Annotated in this window: 15 protein-coding genes; 1 reads left to right on the top strand and 14 read right to left on the bottom strand. The window is 72.2% G+C overall.

Annotated elements, in window-relative coordinates; translation table 11 throughout:
* Position 1: 1 nt before the first annotated feature.
* The 10 genes from QOL88_RS13505 to QOL88_RS13460 form a co-directional block, all read right to left on the bottom strand.
* Entirely contained in the window at positions 2-1336 is a 1335-nt protein-coding gene (locus QOL88_RS13505) for a coiled-coil domain-containing protein (protein ID WP_097216663.1), read from the bottom strand.
* A gap of 79 nt (positions 1337-1415) precedes the next feature.
* Positions 1416-2462, bottom strand: coding sequence for a glutamate ABC transporter substrate-binding protein (locus tag QOL88_RS13500; RefSeq protein WP_179878852.1), 1047 nt, complete (start codon positions 2460-2462; stop codon positions 1416-1418).
* The gene (locus tag QOL88_RS13495) at positions 2459-3913 is read right to left on the bottom strand and encodes a GlnX family signal transduction membrane protein (protein WP_097216661.1); all 1455 of its coding nucleotides are present in this window, start codon (positions 3911-3913) and stop codon (positions 2459-2461) included. The genes QOL88_RS13500 and QOL88_RS13495 overlap by 4 nt, the downstream gene beginning before the upstream one ends.
* Positions 3914-4130: 217 nt before the next feature.
* A complete protein-coding gene (locus tag QOL88_RS13490; protein ID WP_097216660.1) occupies positions 4131-5102 on the bottom strand; it encodes an N-acetylglucosamine kinase in 972 nt (323 codons plus the stop codon).
* Positions 5093-6358, bottom strand: a complete 1266-nt coding sequence (locus tag QOL88_RS13485) for a family 4 glycosyl hydrolase (protein ID WP_097216659.1) — start codon at positions 6356-6358, stop codon at positions 5093-5095. The genes QOL88_RS13490 and QOL88_RS13485 overlap by 10 nt, the downstream gene beginning before the upstream one ends.
* Positions 6359-6364: 6 nt before the next feature.
* Positions 6365-7258, bottom strand: coding sequence for a carbohydrate ABC transporter permease (locus QOL88_RS13480; RefSeq protein ID WP_097216658.1), 894 nt, complete (start codon positions 7256-7258; stop codon positions 6365-6367).
* Positions 7255-8199: a carbohydrate ABC transporter permease gene (locus QOL88_RS13475; protein ID WP_097216657.1), complete on the bottom strand. Its 945-nt coding sequence runs from the start codon at positions 8197-8199 to the stop codon at positions 7255-7257. Before QOL88_RS13475 ends, QOL88_RS13480 begins: the two co-directional genes overlap by 4 nt.
* 3 nt (positions 8200-8202) lie before the next feature.
* Positions 8203-9540, bottom strand: a complete 1338-nt coding sequence (locus QOL88_RS13470; protein WP_097216656.1) for an ABC transporter substrate-binding protein — start codon at positions 9538-9540, stop codon at positions 8203-8205.
* Between the two features lie 100 nt (positions 9541-9640).
* The gene (locus QOL88_RS13465) at positions 9641-10852 is read right to left on the bottom strand and encodes an ROK family transcriptional regulator (RefSeq protein ID WP_097216655.1); all 1212 of its coding nucleotides are present in this window, start codon (positions 10850-10852) and stop codon (positions 9641-9643) included.
* Between the two features lie 259 nt (positions 10853-11111).
* Positions 11112-12206, bottom strand: a complete 1095-nt coding sequence (locus QOL88_RS13460) for a mechanosensitive ion channel family protein (RefSeq protein WP_257028056.1) — start codon at positions 12204-12206, stop codon at positions 11112-11114.
* A 319-nt stretch (positions 12207-12525) separates the two neighbouring features.
* On the opposite strand from QOL88_RS13460, the gene QOL88_RS13455 reads away from it, so the two are divergent.
* A complete protein-coding gene (locus tag QOL88_RS13455; RefSeq protein WP_031110731.1) occupies positions 12526-13062 on the top strand; it encodes an HNH endonuclease in 537 nt (178 codons plus the stop codon).
* A gap of 208 nt (positions 13063-13270) precedes the next feature.
* Here QOL88_RS13455 and QOL88_RS13450 read toward each other — a convergent pair whose 3' ends face one another.
* The 4 genes from QOL88_RS13450 to QOL88_RS13435 all read right to left on the bottom strand — a co-directional run bounded on the left by QOL88_RS13450 (position 13271) and on the right by QOL88_RS13435 (position 18771).
* Entirely contained in the window at positions 13271-14623 is a 1353-nt protein-coding gene (locus tag QOL88_RS13450; RefSeq protein ID WP_097216653.1) for an FtsX-like permease family protein, read from the bottom strand.
* Positions 14620-15306: an ABC transporter ATP-binding protein gene (locus tag QOL88_RS13445; protein ID WP_097216652.1), complete on the bottom strand. Its 687-nt coding sequence runs from the start codon at positions 15304-15306 to the stop codon at positions 14620-14622. The genes QOL88_RS13450 and QOL88_RS13445 overlap by 4 nt, the downstream gene beginning before the upstream one ends.
* Positions 15303-15836 (bottom strand): PadR family transcriptional regulator, encoded by a 534-nt coding sequence (locus QOL88_RS13440; protein ID WP_097216651.1) that lies wholly within the window; start codon positions 15834-15836, stop codon positions 15303-15305. The genes QOL88_RS13445 and QOL88_RS13440 overlap by 4 nt, the downstream gene beginning before the upstream one ends.
* Positions 15837-15915: 79 nt before the next feature.
* A complete protein-coding gene (locus tag QOL88_RS13435; RefSeq protein WP_097216650.1) occupies positions 15916-18771 on the bottom strand; it encodes a glycoside hydrolase family 84 protein in 2856 nt (951 codons plus the stop codon).
* Positions 18772-18908: the final 137 nt, after the last annotated feature.

Below are 18908 nucleotides of genomic sequence, written 5' to 3'. Positions count from 1 at the left end.
CTCACGCGCCCGGCCCCCTCCGGTCGTCCTCGGGCACACCCTGCCCCGGCACCCGGGGGCCGCCGAACAGCTCCGCCGCCGCGTGCTGGTAGCGCAGCACCGCCTGCTCGGCGGCGCGCAGGTCGCAGGGCGCGCTCCACAGCATGCGGCGCGCCTTCTCGTACCGCTCCACCAGCAGCGCGTCCTCGGCGAAGCCGTGCCGGGCGACCTTCGCCTTGTACGCGTCGAGACGGCCGCGCAGCTCGGCGCGGACCGCCAGCGGGGCGGTCACCTCCGTCAACGACTCGCGAGCGCGCAGCAGTTCGTCCTCGGCCTTCTGCTCCAGCGACTCCAGCAGCGGGGACAGCCGGTGCCACTGTGCCTGCCTGCGGTACTCGGCCGCGGCCGCCAGCTGCTCCTGGAGCACGGTCGGCGGTCCGCCGACGACCGGCACCTCCGTCGCCGCGATCTTCGCGAGGACCTCGCCGCGTGCCGTGCGCGCCTCGGCGAGGGTGCGGTCCGCGCGGCTGAGGATGTCCCGCAGCTTCACGATCCGCTTCTCGGCGTCCTGCCGCACGGTCAGTACGGCGTCGATCTCCCGGCGCACCTCCTCCAGAGCGCGCGCCTCGCGGTCGTACACCGTCGTGTCCGGCCGGCCGCCGCCCGGTGCCGAACTGCCCTCCGCGGCCTGCCAGAACGCCAGCGGGTCCGAGACCACCTGCTCGCGCAGTTTCGTCAGTATCCGCGTGATGCGCTCCAGGTCGTCGCCCGCCGGGTGCTCGCCCGGGCGCACGCCCACCGAGTGCGCGAGCCGCCGGGTGCGCTGGAGTTCCGCCGCGAGCAGGTCGATCCGGGCCGGCAGAGCCGACCAGACCGCGTCCGCGGCGACCACCATGTCCAGGCTCGTCGCGTACAGCTCGTTCATCCGGTCGACGAGGGTGCTGAGCGAGTAGCGCTCGCTGAGCTTCGTCGGACTGCCGTGCAGAGTGGGGGCGTTGGCCGTCGCCGAGGCGCTGCCGGCGACGGTCACCGAGTCGCCGTTGAGCAGCTCCGTCAGCTCCACCAGGTCCTCGCGGCTGGACCAGCGGCGGCGCGAGCGGATGTCGCGGGCGGAGCGCAGCGCGTCGGTGTACGCGTCGAAGTACGTCCACAGCAGCGTGATCGACGCCTCCGTGGACGTCCAGCGCTCCCGGGTGACGCCGGTGAGCTCGGCGCCCTCCAGGAGTCTGCGGCCCGCGTGGTCCTGCAGGGCGAGGAGCGAGGTCTCGATCGCCTCGTGCTCCGCGCCGAGCCGCGCCAGCGCACGGTCCACCTCGTCCCGGTCCATCACCGGCCCGGTGGATCCCGTGACGCCCATCGATCACCTCTCGCTGCGGTCGTGTGTCGCGTGTCGTCTGTCGTCTTCTGATGCGGGTGTTCGCGGGTTCAGCCGGGTGTCAGGTGGTGCGGAGGTACTGCGGTGCCGGTGGTTCCGACTTCTTCGCATCCTTGCCCAGGGTTGCCGACAGCCATTTCTCGTACGACGCCTGCCAGCCGTTCGCGGTGTCCTTGCGGTAGTCCACCAGGATCTGGTTGACCCGGCGTACCAGATCGTCCGCGTCCTTCTTCATTGCCACGCCGTAGTACTCGGCAGTGAAGGCGTCGCCCTTGAGCTGGACCGTCGGGTCCTGTGCCGCCTGGCTCGCCGCGAGGGCGCCGTCGGTGACCACGGCGTCGACCTCGCCGAGCTGGAGCCGCACCAGGCAGTCGAGTTGGTTCGGGACGGTGGTGGAGATGTCCGTGCTCGCGGGGAGCTTGCCGTCCTTCTGGTCCGCCTCCAGCGCGGCGAACGCCGTGGAACCGGCCGCCGTGCAGACCCTGCGGTCCGCGAGCGTGTCGTCGTAGCCCTCGACGGGGGAGGACTTCGGCGCCAGGACCTGCTGGCCCGTCTTGAAGTAGGGCGCGGAGAAGGCGACGTCGCCGATGCGGTCGCAGTTGATCGTCATCGTGCGGACGACCATGTCCACACGGCCGTCCTCGATCGCCGGAATGCGCTGGTTGGTGGGGATCGCCTTGAACTGGACGGCGTCCGCGTCGCCGAGTATGTCCTTCGCGATGCGGTGGACCAGGTCGATGTCGAAGCCCTCGAGCTCCGCGGTCTTGCCGCTGTTGGGGTTGCGGTAGCCCCAGCGGTAGCTGTTCTGGTCGACGCCGACGACCAGCTTGCGCTTCTCGCCCGTACGGTTCTTGATCGCGCGGATGGTGTCGCCGTCGGCCGAGGAGGGCGACAGCGTCTGCTTCTCGGGGGCCTCGCAGTCCTCTTCGGCCTTGGTCCCGGTGGTGTAGGTGGTCGCGGTGGTGTGCTGGGCGGTCGTGGTGAGCGGCGGCAGGCAGAGGGCCACCAGCGCCACCAGGGCGCAGACGACTGCCATCGCGGTCACTCCGCCCCAGCCCCTGAGCGCGTCTCGCACGGTCGTTCCTCCCTTCGCCCCTGCCCCGTTCATCGGTACTCCGACAGTCTGCGGCCGATGCCCACGACCGCGCCCGCGGCGCCCAGCACCGCGAGTACGGCCACACCCGCCGGCATGCCCGTCAGCGCGTCGCGGCCGTCGCCCGCCGCGCGTTCGAACTCCGTCTCCTCGTGCGCGAGCGCCGTGCGCAGGTTCTCGTCGACGCTGTCGAAGCACTCGCCGGTCGCGCCCTTCGCGCCGATGACCCTGTCCAGCGCCTGCTGGTAGTTGCCGTTCTCGTCCTGCTCGCGGGCCGCGGTGTGGCGCTTCTTCCACTCCGTCATGTTGCCCACGGCGGCGGTGACGGGGCGTTCGCCGGAGGTGTCGTCGGCGAGCTTCTGTGCCGCCGCCAGCTTCACGGCGAGGGCCTTGATGTCCCTGCCGAAGTCGTAGTCGTAGGCGTCGTAGGTCCTGTCGCCGACCTTCTTCGTCTCCGCGCCGCGCGCCACCAGGGTGAGGTTCTCGTTGCCCCTGGCCTTGAGGGAGGCGATGCGCGCGTCGTGCAGGACGTTCAGGGAGCGGACGCCGTGCTCGTAGGAGTCGTCCAGGTCCGCGCGGGCGAGGGTGTGGCCGACGACCAGCCAGAGGAGGACGACCGTCGCCGTGGCGGTCGCGGCCACCAGGCCGTGGTTCAGGACCCTGTTCGTCCGCCGGTAGTTGCGGTGCTGGGCCCAGGCGAGGGCCGCCAGGGCGGCGACGCCGAGGGCGATGGCCGCCCAGGGGTAGGGCGTGGCGTCCGCGTAGTCCGCGCTGAGGCGCTGGTTCTCCTTGGTGTAGAGGTCCTCCGCCGCCGGAAGCATCTGGTGCTGCATCTTCTCGTTGGCGTAGCGGAGGTACGCGCCGCCGACGGGGAAGCCCTGGCGGTTGTACGTACGGGCGCGCTCCACCAGGCCCTTGTACTCCGGCAGGAGCTTGTTGAGCTTGGCGATCGTCGCCGTGGACGGGGAGTCCGGTTCGGCGTTGGCGGCGGCGTTGACGAGCTTGTCGGCGGCCGTGCGGATGTCCCGCTCGTAGCGGTCGCGGGTGGTGGCCGACTCCTGGCCGCCGGCCAGGAAGCCGCTGGAGGCGGCGGTGTTGGCGTCCGCGAGGGAGCGGTAGATGTCGGCGGCGTCCGAGCTGAGGGGCTGGCTGCGGGTGAGGACGTCGTCGGCGGCGGCCGCGCGGTCGGTCATCTGCCAGGCGGTGACGGCGCCGAAAGCGACGACGAGGAGGGCCAGCAGCGCGCCGATGATGCGGAGGCGGCCGGGTTCCGTCGTGGCCGCGGAGCGCAACTGGTCGAAGCCCTCGGCGAAGGCGGTGCGGCGGGGGGCCGTGGCGGGGGGTGCGGCGGGGGCCGGGGCGGTGCCGGGGGGACCGGCGGGTGGCGCCGGTTGGGCCGGTACGGCAGGCAGGATGGGCAGGCTGGGGCCCGGTGGTGGTGGGCTGCTCTTCGGCGTGTACGTCACTGTGACCTCCCCCGTGGTCATCCGTCGCCGCAAGTATCGCTGCCAGGACCGACATCCGCACCGGCCTTGCCCTGATCTTGATCGGATCGCAGCGTGCAGCGCGCCCCCTCGCACCACCCTTGCAACACCCCTCGTCCAGGAACACGTACGGGGAGTTGGTTCGGTTCCCGGACGAGTGGTGCGCCCCCGCGACGCTGACGTGATCCAAACGACAGACCTAGGCGTCGTAGTACGTCCGCAGCGTCTCCTGCGCCCCCTCCGCCGCTCCGACGTGGTCCAGCCCCAGCAGTGCGGCGCCCAGCACCGGGCTGGACGTCACCACCCGCGGTACCGCCTTCGGCGCGCGGTCCGCCAGCAAGTGCGTGATGTGGTCGTTCAGTTGGGGGTGCCGGGCGGCCAGGACGCCGCCGCCCAGGAGCACAGGTGTCTCCTCGGCGAGGAGGTCCAGGCGGGTCAGGGCGACGACCGCCATGGAGACCACCTCCTCGGCCTGGCGTTCCACGATCGCCCGGGCGATCGGGTCACCGTCGGCGGCCGTGGCGAAGAGCACCGGGGTCAGTTCGTGGCGCCGGAGCGTCGGGACGTGCTCCAGGTGCAGCGCCTCGACGAGGGCGTACATGGAGGGCAGGCCGAAGTGGGCGGGGAGGGTGCGGGACAAGGCGGTGCGGGCGCCGCGGCCGTCCTCCGCCCGGGACGCGTGCCACAGGGCCTCCTCGGACAGGCCCCAGCCGCCGCCCCAGTCGCCCGAGACCCGGCCGAGGGCCGGGAAGCGGGCCGTGCGGCCGTCGGGGCGCATGCCCACGCAGTTGATGCCCGCGCCGCAGACGACCGCCACCCCCCGGGGTTCGCGGGCACCGGCCCGCAGGATCGCGAAGGTGTCGTTGCGGACCGTCACCGTCGTGGCCCAGGCCCGCGCCCGCAAGGCCGCGGCCAGTTGCTCCTCCTCGACGGGGAAGTCGGCGTTGGCGAGGCACGCCGAGACGTGGGTGACCGAGGTGAGCCCCGCGGCGGCGAGGGCCTGCGCCACCGTCTCGGCGAGGCCGTTCATGGCCGTGTCCACGCCCACGGCCGGTGGACGGAAGCCGCCCCCGCGTGCCGTGGCGAGGACGTCCCCGTCCGTCGTCACGATCGCGACGTCCGTCTTGCTGTTGCCCGCGTCGATGGCGAGGACACGTGCGCTCACGCCCACGCGAGGTGCTCCCGGTTGTGTGCGATCAGCCGGTCGGTGAGCGTCTCGGCGTACGCGTACTGACCGACGAGGGGGTGGGAGAGGAGGGCGCGGAAGACGCGGTCCCTGCCGCCGTGCAGGGCGGCCTGGAGGGCCAGCTCCTCGTAGGCCGTGACGCCGGCCATCAGGCCCGCGTAGAGCGGGTCCACGGGCGGGACGGGGAGCGGGGACGCGCCCTTGGCCCCCACGGCCGCCTGGACCTCGATCACCGCGTCGTCGGGGAGGAACGGCAGCGTGCCCCGGTTGTACGTGTTCACCACCTGGTACGGCGAACCGCCGCCGCCCAGCAGGGCCGCCGCCAGGTCCACCGCCGCCTCCGAGTAGAAGGCACCGCCCCGCTCGGCGAGCAGCTCCGGCTTCTCGTCCAGTGCCGGGTCGGCGTACATCGCGAGCAACCGGCGTTCCATCTCCGCCACTTCGGCCGCCCGGGACGGCTTCGTCCCCAGTTCCCGTACGACCTCGTCGTGTGCGTAGTAGTAGCGCAGGTAGTAGGAGGGGATCACGCCCAGCGTGTCGAGCAGGGGGCGGGGCAGGCGGAGGTCGGCCGCGATCGTGTCGCCGTGTTGGCTCAGCAGTTTCGGCAGGACGTCCTCGCCCTCCGGGCCGCCGAGGCGTATGGCCGTCTCCCAGGTGAGGTGGTTGAGGCCGACGTGGTCCAGGTGGATCGCGGAGGCCTCCACGGCCAGCAGGGCGGCGAACTTGCGCTGGAGGCCGATCGCCACGTTGCACAGGCCCACCGCCTTGTGTCCCGCCTGGAGCAGGGCGCGGGTCACGATGCCGACCGGGTTGGTGAAGTCGATGATCCAGGCCCGGGGGTTGGTGCGGCGGACGCGGTCCGCGATGTCCAGGACGACCGGGACCGTGCGCAGGGCCTTCGCCAGGCCGCCGGCGCCGGTGGTCTCCTGGCCCACGCAGCCGCATTCCAGGGGCCACGTCTCGTCCTGCTGACGGGCCGCCTGGCCGCCGACGCGGAGTTGGAGGAGGACCGCGTCCGCCCCGTCCACCGCCTCGTCGAGGGCGGTCGTCGTGGTGACGCGGCCCGCGTGCTCCTGGCGGGTGAGGATGCGGCGGGCCAGACCGCCGACGAGGTCGAGACGGTCCTGGTCGGGGTCCATGAGGACCAGTTCCTCGATGGGCAGGGTGCCCCTCAGGCGGGCGAAGCCGTCCACGAGTTCGGGGGTGTAGGTCGAGCCTCCGCCGACCACGGTGAGTTTCATGTCTGCTTAACCCTTTACTCCGGTGAGCGTGACACCCTCCACGAACGCCTTCTGCGCGAAGAAGAACACGAGGATCACGGGGGCCATGACCAGCACGGTGGCGGCCATGGTGAGGTTCCAGTCGGTGTGGTGGGCACCCTTGAACGAATCCAGGCCGTAGGAGAGCGTCCAGGCGCCCGGGTTCTCCGAGGCGTAGATCTGGGGGCCGAAGTAGTCGTTCCACGCGTAGAAGAACTGGAAGAGGGCCACTGCGGCTATGCCCGGCTTGGCCATCGGCAGAACGACCTTCAGCAGCGTGCGCAGGTCACCGCAGCCGTCCACCTTGGCCGCGTCCACGTACTCGTCGGGGATCGTCGTCAGGAACTGGCGCAACAGGAAGATCGAGAACGCGTCGCCGAACGCCATGGGGATGATCAGCGGCCAGAGCGAGCCGGACAGGTCCAGCTGCTTCGCCCAGAACAGGTACATCGGGATGATGATCACCTGCGGCGGCAGCATCATCATCGAGATGACCAGCATCAGGGCCAGACTGCGGCCGCGGAAGCGGAACTTGGCCAGGGCGTAGGCCACGGGGATCGAGGAGACGACCGTGAGGACCGTGCCCAGGCCCGCGTAGACCAGGGTGTTCTTCCACCAGGTGAGGAAGCCGGGGGTGTCGAACACCTTGGCGTAGTTGCCCCACTCCCAGGTGTGCGGGATCAGGTCGCGGCTGAGCGCCTGGCTGTCGCTCATGAGGGAGGTGAGGAGGACGAAGACGAACGGGAGCGTGAAGAAGAGGGCCGCCGCGATGCCGAGGGAGTGGACCGCGATCCACTCCAGCAGGGCCCTGCGGTGGGCCGTGCGTTCCGCCGGCGACGGGGGTGTCTTCAGCTCCAGGGGCTTGTCGAGCACCTGCGTCATCGTTCACCTGCCTGGATCAGGCCGCCCCGGCGGCGCATCAGGAGGGCCGTGAAGGCCATGGAGAGGGCGAAGAGGACCAGGGCGACCACACAGGCCGAGCCGTAGTCGAAGCGCTGGAAGCCCAGGTTGTAGACGAGTTGGGGGAGGGTGAGGGTCGACTTGTCCGGGTAGCCGGGCTCGAACTGCGTTCCCGCGCCCTGGATCACGCCCGACGCGACCTTCCCGGCGATCAGCGGCTGTGTGTAGTACTGCATCGTCTGGATCACGCCCGTGACGACCGCGAACATGACGATCGGCGAGATGTTCGGCAGCGTCACGTAGCGGAAGCGCTGCCAGGGCGTCGCGCCGTCCAGTTCGGCCGCCTCGTACTGCTCCTTCGGCACGTCGAGCAGGGCGGCCATGAAGATGACCATCAGGTCGCCGATGCCCCACAGGGCCAGCAGGGTGAGGGCCGGCTTGGACCAGGCCGGGTCGTTGAACCAGCCGGGGGTCGGGAGCCCGGTCTTCTCCAGCAGGGAGTCGACCGGCCCGGTGCCGGGGTTGAGGAGGAACGCGAAGGCCATCGTGGCCGCCACGGGCGGGGCCAGGTAGGGCAGGTAGAAGAGGGTGCGGAAGACACCCGTGGCCGTCTTGACCTTGGTGATCAGCAGGCCCACGCCCAGGCCGAAGGCGACCCGGAGCGTGACCATGATGACGACCAGCCACAGGGTGTTGCGCAGGGCGGGCCAGAAGAGGGGGTAGTGCTCGAAGACGTACACCCAGTTCTTCGTGCCGCTCCACGCGGGCGGCTTGAAGCCGTCGTAGCGCATGAAGGAGAAGTAGACGGTGGAGATCAGGGGGTAGGCGAAGAAGACCGTGAAGCCGATCAGCCAGGGGGAGAGGAAGGCGAGGGTGCGCAGCGTCGAGCGGCGGTGCTTCGCCCGCAGTGTGTAGGTGCTCATGGGCTACTTCGCCTGCGCGATGTCCGTGTCGATCTGCGCGGCCGTCTTCTTCAGACCGGCCTTGAGGTCGGTCGCCTTGCCGCTTTCGTAGGCGTAGCCGAACTCCTGGACCGTCGTGAGGTAGACACCACCGTTGATGGAGGCGGGGGCGGTGGTGGAGTCCGGGTTCGCGGCGATCTCCAGGAACGTCTTGAAGCGCGGGTCGTACGTCAGCTTCGGGGACTTCAGGGCCGCGAGCGTCGAGGGCACGTTGTGGATGGCGTTGGAGAAGTCCACCACCGCGTCCGTGTCCGTGGTCATGTACTTCACCAGCTCCCAGGCCGCGTTCTGCTTCTCGCTCGTCGCGGCGATGCCGGCGATGGTGCCGGTGATGTAGCCCTTGCCGTACTGGTCGGCCTGCTCGTCGGGGACGGGCAGCGGGGCCACGCCGATGTCGAACTTCGGCTCGGTGTCCAGGGCCATGCCCAGGCGCCACTCGCCGTCGAGCTGCATGGCGACCTGGCCGGTGTGGAAGGGGTGCTTGGGGCCCCATTCGTCGCCGAGCCTGGAGCGGTAGGTCTCCAGCTTGCGGTAGCCGCCGAGTGCGTCGACGAGCTTCTTCTGCACCGTGAAGGCCTGGGCGAACGCCGGGTCCTTGCCGACGTTCGACGTGCCGTCCTTGTCGAAGTACGTGGGGGAGAACTGGCCGAGGTAGTGCTCGGTGGTGGTCTCCCAGCCGTGGTAGTTCGGCATGAAGCCGAGCTGCTGGTACGAGTCGCCCTGGGGGATCGTCAGCTTCTTCGCGACGCGTTCGAACTCCGACCAGGTCTTCGGCGGGGCGGCGATGCCGGCCTTCTTGAACGCCGTCTTGTTGTAGTAGAGGCCGTAGGCGTCGCCGAGCAGGGGCACGGCACAGCGGTTGCCTTCGAACTGGGTGTACTCGTTCATCGCCTTCGGGAAGGTCTGCTGCGGGTCGATGCCCGACTTCTCGAAGAACGGGTTGAGGTCCACCAGGGCGCCCGACGAGCAGAACTTCCCGACGCTGTTCGTGGTGAACGACGAGATCACGTCCGGGGCCTTGGCGCCGCCGGTGCGCAGGGCCTGGTTCATCTTGTCGTCCGTCATGTTGCCGACGACGTCGACGTGGATGTTGGGGTGCGCCTTCTCGAATCCGGCGACCAGCTCCTTGACGGCCTTCACCTCCGACGGCGCGCTCCAGGCGTGCCAGAAGTTGAGGGTCGTCTCCTTGGACGCGTCGTCGCTCGCGCCCGCGTCCGACTGGCCGGTGCAGGCCGTGGCGAGGAGGGCGAGGGTGGCGGAGGCGGCGAGCGCGAAAGTCGCTTTTCTGGATGTTCCGGGCATGGCAGAGCTCCCTGAGGCACGGGGGAAGAAGGGAATTACCGGGGAGGGGGGTGGGGTCGGCGTGAGTGGTTCGGCCCGAGTCGGTTCAGGCCGAGTCGGTTCAGCGGGAGGTGTCGAAGACCTCGTCGCGTGTGGTCGCGAGCGCGCTCTCCAGCGCGCCGCGCAACACGGGGTGTTCACGGACGTCGCCCACGACCAGGCGCGGGCGGGACGCGGCCAGCTCTTCCAGTTCGGCCTGGACGAGGGCGCGCAGCGGCTCGCCGCCCGAGGTGAGGGCCGCGCCGCTCAGCACGACGAGCTCGGGGTCGAGGACCGACACCAGGGAGGCCAGACCGGTGGCCAGCCGGGTCGCGTAGGTCCGCAGGAGCTGCCGGTGGGTGTCGTCGTCCGCCTGCGCCGCCCTGGCCACCAGTGCGGCGGCGGACTCGGCGTACGGGCCCGGCGGGACGTCCTCGATGCCGAGCTCGCGGGCCAGGCGCGGGACGGCCTGGGAGCCGGCCAGCTCCTGGTAGCCGCCGCTGTTGGCCTTGGTGACCTGACGGACCAGGGGCGTGCCCGGCACCGGCAGGAAGCCGACCTCGCCGGCGCCGCCGGTCCAGCCGCGGTGCAGCCGGCCGCCGAGCACCAGGGCGGCGCCCAGGCCCTCCTGGTTCCACAGCAGCACGAAGTCCGCGTGGCCCCGGGCCGCGCCGAGACGCTGCTCGGCGAGCGCGACCAGGTTGACGTCGTTCTCGTACTCGAACGGCATCGGCAGCGCGGCGGCGAGCTCGTCCAGCAGGGTGGGGGAGTGCCAGCCCGGGAGGTGAGAGGCGTAGCGCAGCCGGCCCGTGGTGGGGTCGAAGGCACCGGGGGTGCCGATGACGAGGCGGTGGATGTCGTCCCGGGCGAGACCGGCAGCCTTCACCGCGCCGTCCAGCGCGTCGGTGACCTGTTGGACGACCGGGGTGCCGGTGCGCCTGCCGGGAGTGGGCAACTCGTGGCGGCCGACCGTGCGGCCGGTGATGTCGGCGACCGCGGCGAGGATCCGCTGGGGGGTGACGTCGAGTCCGGCGGCGTGACCGGCCGCCGGGTTGACCTCGTAGAGCTGGGCGCTGGGGCCGGGGCGGCCTTCGGTGGTGCCGGTGGCCAGGACGAGTCCCGCCGCCTCCAGACGGGCCAGGAGCTGCGAGGCGGTCGGCTTGGACAGGCCGGTGAGCTTGCCGATCCGGGTGCGGGACAGCGGTCCGTGCTCCAGCAGCAGGTCCAGGGCGGCCCGGTCGTTCATGGCGCGCAGGACGCGCGGGGTGCCCGGCGTGCCGGCGGTTCCAGCCATGCGTGTCCACACCTGCCCTTCGGCTGCTCAGCTTCTCAGTGATCAGACGGGGAAGTCCATCGGACGACCGTTCCTCCGGGTGCTCCTGATCACTGTTAGGAAAGTTTCCTATTGATGGGAGGAAGGTAGGCCCGGGGCGGGGTGGGCGTCAATGGGGGGCGGCTGCCGATATCGGGACCCGCGGCCGGCGTGCGGCCGGACAGGCGAAGAGGGCGGCACCCGGCAGGACCGGGTGCCGCCCTCTTTCCGAGGTGCCGGCCTACTTCGTGGTGCTCGTCGGCGAGAGCGGGGACGCGGCCGCAGACTGCGGAGACGTGGCGTTCGCGTACGCCGACGGTGCCGCCATCCCCGCCGTCGGGTCCGCGGGCTGCTCCTCCAGCGGGGCCGTGGCGCCGCCGACGATCCGGATGTCCGCCGCGTCGAAGGCCCGCTTCACGCGCCAGCGCAGTTCGCGCTCCACGGTCAGGGACTTGCCGGGCATGGTCTTGGCGGTGACGCGCACGACCATCGAGTCCAGCAGCACGCTGTCCAGGCCGAGGACCTCGATCGGGCCCCACAGCAGCTCGTTCCAGGGCTCCTCGGCGCTCATCTTCTCGGCGACCTCGTCCAGGGTGGCCTTCACCTTGTCCAGGTCCTCGCCGGCGTGGACGGTGACGTCGACGTTGGCCGTGGCCCAGCCCTGGGACAGGTTGCCGATGCGCTTGACCTCGCCGTTGCGGACGTACCAGATCTCGCCGCCGTCGCCGCGCAGCTTGGTCACGCGCAGGCCCACCTCGATCACCTCGCCGGAGGCGACACCCGCGTCGATCGTGTCGCCCACGCCGTACTGGTCCTCCAGGATCATGAAGACGCCGGACAGGAAGTCCGTGACGAGGTTGCGGGCGCCGAAGCCGATCGCCACACCGGCGACACCGGCCGAGGCCAGCAGCGGGGCGAGGTTGATGTTGAACGCGGAGAGGATCATCAGGGCCGCGGTGCCCATGATCAGGAAGCTGGCGACCGAGCGCAGCACCGAGCCGATCGCCTGGGAGCGCTGACGGCGGCGTTCCAGGTTGACCAGCAGGCCGCCCAGGGCCGAGCCGTCCGCCGACTGCTCGGTGCGGCTCATCCGGTCGATGAGCTTGGTGATCGCCCGGCGTACCGCGATGCGCAGCACCGTCGCTATCACCACGATCAGCAGGACCTGGAGGCCGATCGCGAGCCATGTCGACCAGTTCTGCTCGACCCAGCCGGCGGCGTTCGTCGCGCTCTCGTGGGCGTCCTGGAGCGAAGGCACTCTCGGGGACTGGGTCTCCGAGGGGGTCGGCGACGGTGACGGGTCGACGGCCGACAGGACGGAGTCCGCGAGGGACAGGAACACAGCAGGTACCTCCAGGTGCAGCGGTCTGCCCCGGCGCGGTGGTTCTGGGGGGTCAAGGTCACGGCTGGGTCACCGAAGGGGCAGAACCACCACACTAACGGGGCATTGTGTGTGCGCTTGCCGGATGTGTGAAGGAGAGACCGTGCTCACCTGGGCTTGAACGGGCCATGATCCGGGGGATGAATGGGATGTGGTCGAAAACACTCCCAGCCCGTTACGGGGACATGGTGGCGCTTCCACCAGGCATGAGGGGAGACTGGCTACGAATCGTCCCGGCGCGAGCCACGCGCCGCCGGCGTCCAAGGAGGCATCCGTGCCGCATGTCCTGGTCCTCAACGCGTCGTACGAGCCGCTAGGCGTCGTACCGCTCCGCCGCGCGCTCGTCCTCGTCCTCGAGAACAAGGCAGTCTGCCTCGAGGAGTCCGGCGCCTATCTGCACAGCGCGACCGTCACAGTCCCCGCACCCAGCGTGGTCCGGCTCAAGCGATTCGTCCGGGTTCCCTATCGGGGGCCCGTTCCACTGACCCGCCGGGCGCTGTTCGCCCGCGACGGGGGCCGGTGCATGTACTGCGGTGGCGTCGCAACCAGCGTCGACCACGTCATCCCGCGCAGCCGCGGGGGCAAGCACGTCTGGGACAACGTGGTGGCGTCCTGCCGCCGCTGCAACCACGTGAAGGCGGATCGGCACCTCTTCGAGATCGGCTGGCGGCTGCGCCACAAACCCGCCCCGCCGTCCGGCCTGGCCTGGCGCATCATCGGGACCGGCCATAGGGATCCGCGCTGGCTGCCGTACTTGCAGCCGTTCGGCGCGGAGGACGCCATGGCCCGGATCGACGGCATTTCCGCCTGAGACGATCCGGGCCTTCGTATTGCCGCGATACCGCCGCCCGGCGGCGGTATCGCCCTGCACCCCGCACGGGCCTCCGGCCTGGGAATGCCCTGCACCCCCGCACGGGCCTCCGGCCCGGGAATCCCCTGCGCCCGCAGAAGTCACCGGCCCCGGGAAACCCCCGTTCCCCCGGGACCGGCCGATCATGGACGGTCCCACCGGCCCCACGTCACGCGTAGCGCAGCTCCCCGGGCCGCACCGAGCGGCCCAGCAGCGGCAGCGAGGTCGCCACGGCGAGCAGGCAGGCGGCGTAGACCGCGAGGGGCACCAGGGCCGTCACCCAGGGGACCGGGCGATGGGCGAGCAGCGCGTACCAGGTGCCGATGGCCGTCCCGCCCAGGCCCGCGAGCAGCACAGCCGGTGCCAGCGGCAGCGCGGTCTCCAGCAGCAGGGACCGGCCGAGCACCGCGCGCGGCACCCCGGCGGCAGCCTGCGCGGCCAGGCCCCGGCGGCGGGTGGCCAGGGACTCGGCGGTGCCGACGGCGAGGCCGGACAGCGTGATCGCGAGGGCGATCGCGACGGCTGCGCCGGTGAGGTTGATGCCCAGGGTGTAGTAGCCGAGGCTCTCGGTGTTGTTCTGCCTGGAGCGCACCACATCCAGGAAGACCTCCCGGATGCCCATGAACCCGGTCCCGACGACCGTCACCAGCAGCACCGCCGCGTGCGACCGGGCGGCCGCCCAGGGGTCGTCGCGCAACCGTTCCGCCGCGATCAGCACCGCCGCCGACCGGGCCCGGGCCGCCAGGATCCGCCCGGTGACCTTGGCCATGGCTCCGGAGAGCCACACCGAGCCCGCGCCGACCGCGAGGACCACACCCACCATCGTCAGCGGCAGCCCGGCGCTCGGCCGGTTGGAAGCGGCCGAGGACGTGCCGAGCAGGGCGAACAGCGCCGCCGCCCCGACCAGCAGCAGGCCCGCCAGGAACAGCAGACCCGGTCCCCGTCCGGTGCGCGGCGCGGTCCGGCGGACCCAGCCGAGGGGTGAGGCCACCACCCGGCGCAGCGCCAGCGCGCCCGCCGCCGCGCCCAGCAGCGGTACGGCGACGGCGACCAGGGCGATCCCCGCCCAGGCAAGGGCCGTGGGGTCCCACAGGCGCAGCAGGAGCAGTACGGAGAAGACGGTGGCCACCGCCGAGCCCAGCAGACAGGCGAGCCCGGTCTCCAGCGCGGCGATCCGCCGCACCTGCCAGGGGGTCGCCCCGGCCAGCCGCAGCCCGGCCAGCCGCCGGTCGCGGTGCACCGCCCCGATCCGGGCGCACTGGCCGAGGAACCCGAGCACCGGCACGAGCAGGAGCAGCAGGCCGGCGATCACGCCGGACCGCGTGCCGGGCTCGTTCAACAGGCCCGAGGCGACGGGCACGTAGGAGCTGCCGCGCAGGGACGCCAGGGCGACGGCGGCCAGGGCGAAGCCGGCCGCGAGCGCGGCGCCCACCGCCGTGAGGGTCACCCGCCACCACTCGCCGCGGTCGGACCCCCGGGTGAGTTCCCAGGCGAGGCGCAGATCGGCCCGGAGAGACGTCACGCCGTCACCCCCAGCGCCGCCACGGCCCCGTCCCGCAGCCGGACTTCGCGGTCCGCGTACGCCGCCACCTGGGCGTCGTGCGTGATCAGCAGCACGGCCGTGCCCGACTCGCGGGCCGTGTGGACCAGGGCCGTCATGACCTGCTCACCCGCCAGCGAGTCCAGGGCGCCCGTCGGCTCGTCGGCGAAGACCACCCTGGGCCCGGTGACCAGCGCCCGGGCCAGCGCGGCCCGTTGCGCCTGGCCGCCGCTCAGCTCGCCCGGCCGCAGGTCCTCCTGGCCCCGCACCCCGAACCGCTCCAGCCACTGACCGGCCCGGGCCCGGGCACCGGCCCGGTCGGTGCCGGCCAGCAGCAGGGGCAGGGCCACGTTGTCCAGGACTGTGAGCTCGGGGATCAGCTGCCCGAACTGGAACACCACGCCGAACTCGGTGCGCCGCAGCTCGCTCAGTTGCTTCTCGGTCAGGTCCTCCAGCCGCCGGCCGTCGTACGTCACCGAGCCCGCGTCCGGGCGGACGATGCCGGCCAGGCAGTGCAGCAGCGTCGACTTCCCGCTGCCGCTCGCGCCGGTCACGGCGAGGATCTCGCCGGCGCGCAGCTCGACCGACGCGCCGCGCAGGGCCGTTGTCCGGCCGTGCGTCTTGGTGAGGCCGCCGGCCGTGAGAAGGGGCACGGGTCTGCTCATGTCGCGTCGACCTCCGCGGTCAGGGTGGTGAGCCGGGCCGCCGTGGTGTTCATCCAGCGGAGATCGGCGTCGAGGTGGTTGAGGGCGTAGTCCGCCGAGAGCACGGTCGCGAGATCGGCTCCCTTGGCGGCCTTGACCGCCGTGAGCTCCCGCATCCGCGCCATGTGCGCCGCGCGCTGGGCGCTCAGGTAGCCGTCCGGGTCGCCCCCCGCGAGGATCGCGGCCACGACCTTGGCGAAGATCTCGTTCGCCACGAACGGCGCGGGCGGGGCGATCTCCCCGGCCCAGCGGGCCAGTTCGCGGGTCCCCTCGTCCGTCGCCCGGTACGTCGTGCGCTCCGGGCCGCCGTCCGAGTCGGTGCCGTCGATCTCGGCGAGGCCGTCCCGCACGAGACGTTGCAGGGTCGTGTAGACCTGCCCGTAGGCCAGCGGGCGGGCCTGCGGGAAGCGTTCGTCATGGCGTCGCTTGAGGTCGTAGCCATGGCTCGGACCCGTCGCGAGCAGGCCCAGCAGGATGTGGCGGGTGCTCATGCGGATCATTATGTACTGAGTACATGTACTGAGTGAATAGTGAGCGGTGGGGAAGTTCTCGCCCTGCCTGGAGAGTGGTTCAGTCGGAGACGGCGTACGCCTCCGCCGACCACAGCGAATAGCCGTACGGGGTCGCCCGCTTGTCGCCCTGGACGCGCAGAAACCGCACGTCCCGTTCGTCCAGGGGGACGTTCTCCCGTCCGCCCCGGCTGTCCCGGACGACGGCGGCGGTGCGCCAGCGGCGGCCGTCCGGGGAGACCTGGACGCGGTAGGAGGAGGGGTGGGCGTCCTGCCAGTGCAGCGCGACCCGGCCGAGCCGCGCCGGGCGGGCCAGCTCCACCTGCCACCAGGCGCCGTCGTCGACCGGGGACGACCAGCGGGTCTCCGGGTCCCCGTCGTTCGCCGCCGAGGCGGGGAAGTCGGGCGTCTCGTCGCCCGAGGAACGGGCGGTGCCGGTGCGCGCCAGGTCGGGGCCGCCGGTGGGCGGGACGGCCCGGACGGTGAGCGTGCGGTCCGCTCCCGCGAACCCCAGTTGGACGTCGTACGACCGCATCGGGGCGCCGCGCTCCACGGTCACCTCGACCGGGACCTCCACCGTCGTGCCGCGCCGCACGGTCAGCTCGCCCCTCGGCACCCGGACGCGGACGCCCTCGGGCGCCTCGACGGTCAGCCTGCCGCGGGCGTCGGCGGGGCGCAGCGATCCGAGCCGGGCCGTCAGCCGCTCGGTGCGGCCGGTCTCGACGTCCGCCCGGTCGCGGGGCAGGCCGAGGGAGACGGCGGGCGAGTCGGTGAACCAGGGGATGAGGTGGTGCACGCGGGAGGGTGCGGGGCCGGTGACGCGCAGGGCGTCGGCGCGGGTCCCGAGCCGCACCTCGGTCGCCCCGGACCGGTCCAGCCGGCCCGCCTCACGCCAGCCCTGCCCCGGCACATGCACCTCGACGCCGCCCTCGGTGCCCGGCTCGGTCAGGGCCGTCACGGCGGTGAGCGCCCGGGGCCGCGGGAGGCGCAGGGTGCGGCCGTCGCCGGGGTTGCGGAGCGGCTCGTGGTGGATGCCCGACCAGGCGGCGTACGACTTCTGCGCCCGCCGCAGGAAAGGGTCCAGCACGTCCGTGCCGACCTGCACGGGTGCCGTCTCCAGCCGGGCCCGCAGCGTGCCGAGCCTGCGGTACGCCGTCCAGGCCGCCGCCGCGTCCCCGGCGTGCTGCGCGTCCAGCATGCCGAGCGCGGCCGTGCCCGCCTCGCCGTAGGACGCCAGCTGTTCCGACCAGGGGGCGACCTCGGAGCCGAGGCCCGTGCCGGACAGGCGCCGGGGCAGCTCGCGCAGCACGGTGAAGGCCTCGCGCAGCCGCCGCTCGGCGTCCCCGTCGGTGCCCGCGCCGCCCGCCGTGCGGGATGCCCAGTACGCCTCGGTCAGCGGGCGCAGATACGCCGACTCCTCGTCGTCCAGGACCGACGAGGCGTCGTTGCCGGCCAGCGCGGCCAGGGCCTGCTCGCGGCTCCGGTCCCCGCCCGCGAGGTCGGTGATCGCGGCCCGCCAGGACTCCCCGGGCCGGTAGGCGCGCGGATTCCAGGCGTAGTCGGCGGCGGTGAACAGGGGGATGCGGGACGCCTCCGGCTGCTGCATCGCGTTGGCCAGCAGGGCGGCCGAGCCGGTCGCGACGGCCGGATCACGGCCCTGGTACGGGCCGAGGAAGATGCGGCCGGGGTCGTAGTCGTTGACCGGGTAGTTGTCCATCGTGACCAGCGGATGCCCGAACGCCTCGCGCGCGTCGGCCAGTTCGCCGCCCGTGATGGTGCGCGGCACCACCCCGACGCCCGTCCAGGCCACCTCGACACCCCTGGCCAGCTCGCTCGCCAGCGCCCGCCGGTAGTCGGTCGTGCCGTCCTCGTAGTACTCGGTCGGCATCAGGGACAGCCCGGCGGCGCCGGGGTGCCGCGCCGCCAGGTGGCGGGCCACCGCGTTCGCGACCCGGGCCTGGGCCCGCGCCGCCGCCTCGGGGCCGGAGCCGAACCGGTCGGCGTCCGCCCCGCAGTGCCACTCGCTGTAGCTGACGTCCTGGAACTGGAGCTGGAACGCCCGGAAGCCCAGCGCCCACATGGCGTCCAGCTTGCGTGTCAGCGCCCGCACGTCGTCGTCCGACGCGAAGCACATCGCCTGGCCCGGGGCCACCGCCCAGCCGAGCGAGACGTGGTTGCTCCGCGCCCGCTCGGCCAGCTCCCGGAACCGGGCCCGGGCCTGCGCCGGGTAGGGCTCACGCCAGCGGGCCTGCCGGTAGAGGTCGTCGCCGGGGGCGTACAGGTAGCGGTTCTGCTTGGTACGCCCCATGAAGTCCAGCTGCGCCAGCCGCTGCCGGTGCGTCCAGGCGGTGCCGTAGAAGCCCTCGGTGATGCCGCGTACGGCGGTGCCGGGCCAGTCGCGGACGACGGCCGACGCGATCGTGCGGTCGGGACGCAGGAGCTGCCGCAGTGTCTGCACGGCGTGGAAAAGGCCGTCCTCGCCGGTGCCGGTGAGGAAGACGCCGCCCGCGCCCACCGACAGCTCGTATCCCCCGGCGGGCAGGGCGCGGCGGTCGTCCCGGCGGACGGGCTCCGTCCGTGCGCGCACGACCAGGGCGCCCGGTCCGGCCGTGTCCGTGATCCGGCGGGCCCCGGCCTGCCGCAGCAACTCGCGCAGGGCGTCGACGGTATGGGGGTCCGCCTGCGCGTCGGTGACCAGGGCGACCTCGTCGGGCACGGCGACCGGGACGCCGTTCGCGCGCAGCGACTGGGGGCGTGGCCAGACGGAGAGGTCCGCTTTGGCGCTGTCGGGGGTCGTGGTCGTCGCGGTCGTGTCCGGTTCAGACGGAGCCGCCGGCGCGGCGGGCGGGGCCGCGAGGCTCCCGGCGACGACGGCGACCGCGAGGGCCGCGGCCCGCTTCCCACGCCGCAGTCCCACAGGCCCCTCCAGATGTGTCCGACCGGCACGACGAGCCCACCACCCGCCTGGTGAACATGTCAACGAGAGTGGCCGTTGTGGGTGAAATGCCGGAATCTGGAGTATGTGGAGGGGAGTGGAATGTGAGCAGAAGCACG

It is taken from the genome of Streptomyces sp. Ag82_O1-12, from assembly GCF_900182715.1.
Lineage (GTDB): Bacteria > Actinomycetota > Actinomycetes > Streptomycetales > Streptomycetaceae > Streptomyces > Streptomyces massasporeus.
The sequence above is the reverse complement of the archived record's forward strand: the minus strand, read 5'-3'. Positions and strand labels throughout refer to the sequence as shown.